This is a genomic window from Actinoplanes sp. NPDC051346 (assembly GCF_040682215.1).
In the GTDB taxonomy this organism is placed as follows: Bacteria; Actinomycetota; Actinomycetes; order Mycobacteriales; family Micromonosporaceae; genus Actinoplanes.
In genome coordinates this window covers 104,753-110,752 of the sequence record NZ_JBFBAJ010000012.1, presented here as the reverse complement: position 1 = coordinate 110,752, position 6,000 = coordinate 104,753, and the positions used below count along the sequence as shown (strand labels likewise).

Below are 6,000 nucleotides of genomic sequence, written 5' to 3'. Positions count from 1 at the left end.
GCGCGAGCACCAATGCATCCAGCACGCCCGCGCGACCCGCGCGAGCACCAACGCACCCATCGTGCCAACGCGCCGCCCGGCGGTTCGTCAGGCGACGCGCAGATCCATTGCGATGTCGAGGATCGGGGATGAATGGGTCAGACCGCCCACCGACAGATAGTCCACCCCGGTGGCCGCGTAGGCGCTCGCCGTTTCGAGGGTGAGGTTGCCCGTGGCTTCCAGCTCGGCGCGGTCGCCGACGTGTTCCACGATTGAGCGGAGCAGTTCCGGGGTCGTGTTGTCGCAGAGGAGGAAGGTCGCGCCGGCCTCGATCGCCTCCTGGGCCTCGGCGAGGGTCGTCACCTCGACCTGGACCGCGACGTCCGGGAACCGTTCGCGGACCAGGCGGTATGCCGCGCTGATGCTGCCGGCCGCCAGCTTGTGGTTGTCCTTGATCATCGCTACGTCGTAGAGGCCCATGCGCTTGTTGGTGCCGCCGCCGACGCGGACCGCGTACTTTTCGAGGTAGCGCAGGCCGGGGGTCGTCTTGCGGGTGTCCAGCACGGTTGCCTTCGTTCCGGCGAGTTCGTCGGCCCACCTGCGGGTGTGGGTGGCCACGCCGGACATGCGGCACAGCAGGTTGAGGGCCGTACGCTCCGCGGTCAGCAGTGCGCGGGTCGGCCCGGTGACCACCGCCAGCACGTCGCCGCCGGCGACGCGGGCGCCCTCCGGGACTCGCTGGTCGAAGCTCGCCGTGCCCCCAGACGTCACCGCGAAGACCTCGGCGGCGACGGGCAGGCCGGCCACGACCCCGGCGGCCCGGGCCACCAGCTCGGCGGTGTCGGTCTGGTGGGCGCCGATGGTGGCCTCGCTGGTCACGTCGCGCGGTGGGTCGCCGAGGTCCTCAGCCAGAGCCGTGTAGACGATGCGTTCCACCTCGGCCAGGTTGAGGCCTTCGTCCATTGCCGCTTCGGGTGTTGCGTCGGTCATGCCATCTCCTCGAAGGTCTGGGTCAGCGCGCCGTGGCGGTCCATCGAGTCCAGCAGGTGGCCGCGCCATTCGTCGGCGGCGTTCGGGTGGTCCTCGCGCCAGTGGCAGCCTCGGGTCTCGCGGCGGGCGTGGGCCGAGGCGACCAGGGCCGTCGCCACGGTCAGCAGGTTGGTCGACTCCCATGCGGCGTTACGGGGCTTGCCGCGTTGCTCGCCGAGGCGGGCGAGCTCCCGCGCCGTGCCCTCGAGGGAGTCGGACGAGCGCAGCACTCCCGCGCCGCGGGTCATCGCACGCTGGAGCTCGCTGCGGATCTCCGCGGCGACCACCCAGCCCCGGTCCGCGGTCGAGGGGGCCGGGTCGGCCTGCGGAGGCAGGTCGCGCGCGATGTCGTCGGCGATGCGGCGGGAGAAGACCAGGCCCTCGAGCAGGGAGTTGCTGGCCAGCCGGTTGGCGCCGTGGACGCCGGTGCAGGCGACCTCGCCGCACGCGTACAGACCGGGGATGGAGGTGCGGCCGTGGAGGTCGGTGCGGACGCCGCCGGAGGCGTAGTGGGCGGCGGGGGCCACCGGGATGAGCTCGGTGGCCGGGTCGACGCCGGCCGCGCGGGTCGACGCCACGATGGTCGGGAAGCGCCGCTCGAGGAAGTCTTTGCCGAGGTGGCGCGCGTCCAGATAGACGTGGTCCTCGCCCGTGGCACGCAGCACCCGGTGGATGCCTTTGGCAACGACGTCGCGAGGCGCCAACTCGGCAAGCTCGTGCTGGCCGACCATGAACCGCTTGCCGGCCTCGTCGACGAGGTGGGCGCCCTCGCCGCGCAGCGCCTCGGAGATCAACGGCCGTTGCACGGAGGTCACGCTGGCGGTGACGAAGGAAGTCGGGTGGAACTGGACGAACTCCACGTCGGTGACGCTCGCCCCGGCGCGCAGCGCGAGCGCGACGCCGTCGCCGGTGGAGACGGCCGGGTTGGTGGTGGACGCGAAGATCTGGCCCATGCCGCCGGTGGCGAGCACGACCGCCCGCGCCAGGATCGCGCCGACGCCGTCCTCGCTGCCCTCGCCGAGGACGTGCAGGGTGATGCCGCAGGCGCGGCCGTCGGCGGCGCGAAGCAGGTCGAGCACGAGGGCGTGCTCGACCAGGCGGATCCAGGGATCGCGGCGCACCGCCGCGTGCAGGGCCCGCTGGACCTCGGCCCCGGTCGCGTCACCGCCGGCGTGCACGATGCGGTCGGCGCGGTGGCCGCCCTCGCGGGTCAGCATCAGCGAGCCGTCGGCGTTGCGGTCGAACTCCGCACCGATCCGCATCAGCTCCTTGATCCGCGTGGGGCCCTCCTCGACCAGGACCCGCACCGCCGCCGGATCGCAGAGGCCCACGCCGGCGATCTCGGTGTCGAAGGCGTGCGCCTCGGGGGTGTCGAGCGGGTCCAGCACGGCGGCGATGCCGCCCTGCGCCCAGCGGGTCGAGCCGTCATCGATGTTGACCTTGGTGACCACCGTGACGTGCAGGCCCTGCTCCCGCAGGTGCAGGGCGGCGGTCAGGCCCGCGATTCCCGAGCCCACCACCAGCACGTCGGTGGACTCGCTCCAACCCGGCTCGGGGGCGGCCAGGCGGCGGGGAAGCGCCGGCAGGCCGGCGAGAGGCGACATGTGATCAGTCAACCGCGCCGGTACGACGAAATCACGGCCGGGGCGCCAAGAAGTGCCCAGCGTTACTGATACTGGACCGGCAGAGCCTTCCCGCCCTTGCCCTTCAGCGACGCCTTCAGCTTGTTCGTGTCCACCCACAGGTAGCAGCGCACTCCGCGGTCGCCCAGTTCCCAGACGTCCTCTCCGCCGGGCAGCGACACGACACCGGCCCGGTATTGCAGGTCGGCGTCGTTGGGCACGCCCACGTAGGAGGCGATCAGACCCCGGCACCCCTTGTGGAAGTCGTCCCACTGCTTCTGGATCTTCGGGTACGGCAGGTTGCCGGCGTCCCAGACCCCGACAAATTCGGAGTTGTGCGCGGCGGAACACGGCGCGGCGGGCATCGTGCCGATCTCGCCGTTCTTCAGCTGCACGCCGTAGCAGGTCAGCAGCAGCGGCGACGTCGAGTCCCGCAACGCTCCCCGCAGGGTCCCGACCCGCTGCACAAGCCCGCCGTCATCCTCGACCGAGCTGCTGACCACCGCCTCGCAGCGATACCAGCGGGCGCCCCCGGTCCAGGCGGCCTTGGTCGGCTGGGTCACCCCGATCCACAGGCGGCCGGTACGCCACGGCCGGCCGACGTACTCGGTGGTCTTCTTGTCACAGGTCTCGTACGCCGCACGCGCCGCCGCGGAGGAGTTCGCCGGCGGCTCCGGCGCCTCGGCGGCCGGACTGGGGTATTCGCCGACGTGGACGGTCTCGGTGCGGTGCTTGGTCTGGCAGTCGACTTCCTCGTACGAGGCCCGTGGGCCAAACGTGGAGAAATTGGCCAGGTGGCAGGTTCCGGCCGCCGGGGTGAAACCCGTCGGCACGCCGAGCGCTGCCCACTGGTTGGTGAGGTTGCCGTCGACGCCGCCGGGTTTGGCGCACCCGGAGAGGACGGAGGCCACCAGCACGCTCAACGCCACGGCGACGCCCCACCCACTCCGTCGCCGGGAGAAGTGACGCATGAACCGAGCCTCCCGCAGCGCCGCACAATGTCCGATTTGCCGATGATATGGCAACCGAAGCGAATGTCAGGCGCCGTTCGTCAGACCGGCCGATCCAGGAAGCCACCACCAGCCGTAGGCCGAGCAGCCAAGAGCGACCGACGACAGGGAGCGACCGGCGGTGGAACGAACGGCGGCGCGGGAGGGGTGATCGCCTCAGCGGGCGGAGAGCGTGAGATCCCCCCGTACCAGATCATCGGCCATGCCCTCGACGGCGGCCGCCGGGTCCGCACCCAGCTCAATGATCTTGTTGTCCGCGTCCACGTGCACGATCCGGGGCTGGTACGAGCGCGCCTCCGCCGAGTCCATCTGTCCGTAGGAGATCAGGATGACCAGGTCACCGGGGTGCACGAGGTGTGCGGCCGCGCCGTTGATGCCGATCACGCCGGTGCCGCGCTCGCCCGGGATCACGTACGTCTCCAGGCGGGCGCCGTTGGTGACGTCCACGATCGCGACCTGCTCGCCCGGCAGCAGGTCGGCTGCCTCCAGCAGATCCAGGTCCACCGTCACCGACCCCACGTAGTGCAGGTCGGCCTGCGTCACGGTGGCCCGGTGAATCTTGGACTTGAGCATGGTGCGGAGCATCAGGCGACCTCTCCCAGGAACAGCGGAACGTTGTCGATCAAGCGGGTGGTGCCGACCCTCGCCGCCACGAGCAGGCGAGCGGGGCCGGTGGCGGGCGCCGCGCCGAGCAGCGGGTCGGTGAGGGCAAGGTAGTCGACCCGCACGCCCGGCTCGTCGTCGAGGATCTTCTTGGCCGCCTCGAGGACGCGCTTGCCGTCGTCCTGCAGCGCCCCCTCGCGCAGCGCGTGCGACAGTGCGAGGGCCGCCTCGCGCTGCTCGGCGGACAGGTACCGGTTGCGGCTGGACATGGCCAGACCGTCGGGCTCGCGGACGGTGGGTACGCCCACGATCTCGACGCCGAGCTCCAGGTCGGTGACCATCTGCTTGATCAGCGCGAGCTGCTGGTAGTCCTTCTCGCCGAAGAACGCCACGTCGGCGCCGGTGAGCCGGAGCAGCTTGGCGACCACGGTCAGCATGCCGGAGAAGTGGCCGGGCCGGCTGGCGCCCTCGAGGATCGTCCCCAAGGCTCCCGCCTCGAGCGTCACCGACGGCGTGCCGCCCGGGTACATCTCGTCGCGGTCCGGGGCGAACACCAGGTCGACCCGCTCGGCCGTGCAGGCCTCGACGTCCGCGGCCAGCGTGCGCGGGTACTTGTCGAAGTCCTCGTTCGGGCCGAACTGCAGCGGATTCACGAAGATGGTGGCGATCACGTAGTCGGCGTGCTTGCGCGCCTCCCGCATGAGCTGCCGGTGCCCCTCGTGCAGGGCGCCCATGGTCATCACCACCGCGACCCGGCCCGGTGCGGCGGCGCGGGCGGCGGCGAGCTCGGCCCGGGTGTGTGCGAGAACGGTCATGAGTGGCTCCCAACGGTCGCGTGGGCGGTGGCCAGGACATCCAGCAGCAGCGCCGCGTCCTGCGGTCGCAGGCGCCCGGCGGCGATGGCCCGGTCGGCGGTGCGCCGGGCCAGGGCGAGATAGGCCGGCGCGGACTCCGGCGGAAGGCGATCAAGATGCTTGCGTACGGTGCCAGCGTCGCCCCGCGACACCGGGCCGGTCAGCGCCGCGTCGCCGAGCTCGAGCGCGTTGCCGAGCGCGGCGTGCAGCAGCGGCGACAGCACCGTGCCCGGCTGGCGTACGCCGGCGGCGCGCAGCAGGTCGGCCGCCTCGTTGACGAGCGTGACCAGGTGGTTGGCGCCGTGTGCCAGCGCCGCGTGGTAGAGCGGGCGGGCGTCCTCGGCGATCCACTCCGGGACCCCGCCGAGGTCGGTGACCAGGCGCGCGGCGAAAGCCCGGTCGCGGGCCGTCACGCCCCACGCGATGCCGGGCAGCCGGTCGAGGTCGCCGTCGGCGCCCGTGAAGGTCAGCGCCGGGTGCAGTGCGATGCCGTCGACGTCGCCGAGGATCGCGAGGCCGTGTGCACCGGAGGTGTGTGCGACGACCGTGTCGCCGGAGAGCGCCCCGGTCGTGGCCATCCCGGCCACGACGTCGCCGAGCGCGTCGTCGGGTACGGCGAGGAGCAGCAGGTCGGTGGCAGCCCGGGCGACTTCGTCGGCGGGAAGGATCGCGGCTCGCGGCATGAGGCGGCGGGCGCGCTCACGGGAGGCGGCGGAAACGGCGGCGGTGGCGACGACATCGTGCCCGGCGGCGGCGAGGGCGGCGCCGAGAACGGCACCCACCCGGCCCGCGCCGACAACGCCGACAACCAGCGGGTACGCGCGCGAGGCGGCACGTGGCACAGCGCTCATATGCGAGATCCAGTCCTCGAAAGGGGTACCGGTCGAGGGAAAGTATGCGCCC

The 6,000-nt window shown here is 72.2% G+C and carries 6 protein-coding genes; all 6 read right to left on the bottom strand.

Going from position 1 to position 6,000, the window contains the following annotated elements; all coding sequences use genetic code 11:
• Window positions 1–87: 87 nt before the first annotated feature.
• Window positions 88–969 (bottom strand): carboxylating nicotinate-nucleotide diphosphorylase, encoded by an 882-nt coding sequence (gene nadC / locus AB0M36_RS27310; protein WP_364162650.1) that lies wholly within the window; start codon window positions 967–969, stop codon window positions 88–90.
• Complete coding sequence (locus AB0M36_RS27305; RefSeq protein WP_364162648.1) at window positions 966–2,612, bottom strand: L-aspartate oxidase; 1,647 nt, start codon at window positions 2,610–2,612, stop codon at window positions 966–968. Before AB0M36_RS27305 ends, nadC begins: the two co-directional genes overlap by 4 nt.
• Before the next feature lie 62 nt (window positions 2,613–2,674).
• On the bottom strand, window positions 2,675–3,601 hold the full coding sequence (locus AB0M36_RS27300) for a septum formation family protein (protein WP_364162645.1): 927 nt from the start codon (window positions 3,599–3,601) through the stop codon (window positions 2,675–2,677).
• 195 nt (window positions 3,602–3,796) lie between these two features.
• Window positions 3,797–4,225, bottom strand: coding sequence for an aspartate 1-decarboxylase (panD, locus tag AB0M36_RS27295; RefSeq protein WP_071807155.1), 429 nt, complete (start codon window positions 4,223–4,225; stop codon window positions 3,797–3,799).
• Window positions 4,225–5,058, bottom strand: a complete 834-nt coding sequence (gene panC / locus AB0M36_RS27290) for a pantoate--beta-alanine ligase (protein WP_364162641.1) — start codon at window positions 5,056–5,058, stop codon at window positions 4,225–4,227. Before panC ends, panD begins: the two co-directional genes overlap by 1 nt.
• Window positions 5,055–5,948, bottom strand: coding sequence for a Rossmann-like and DUF2520 domain-containing protein (locus AB0M36_RS27285; RefSeq protein WP_364162638.1), 894 nt, complete (start codon window positions 5,946–5,948; stop codon window positions 5,055–5,057). The genes panC and AB0M36_RS27285 overlap by 4 nt, the downstream gene beginning before the upstream one ends.
• Between the last annotated feature and the right edge of the window lie 52 nt (window positions 5,949–6,000).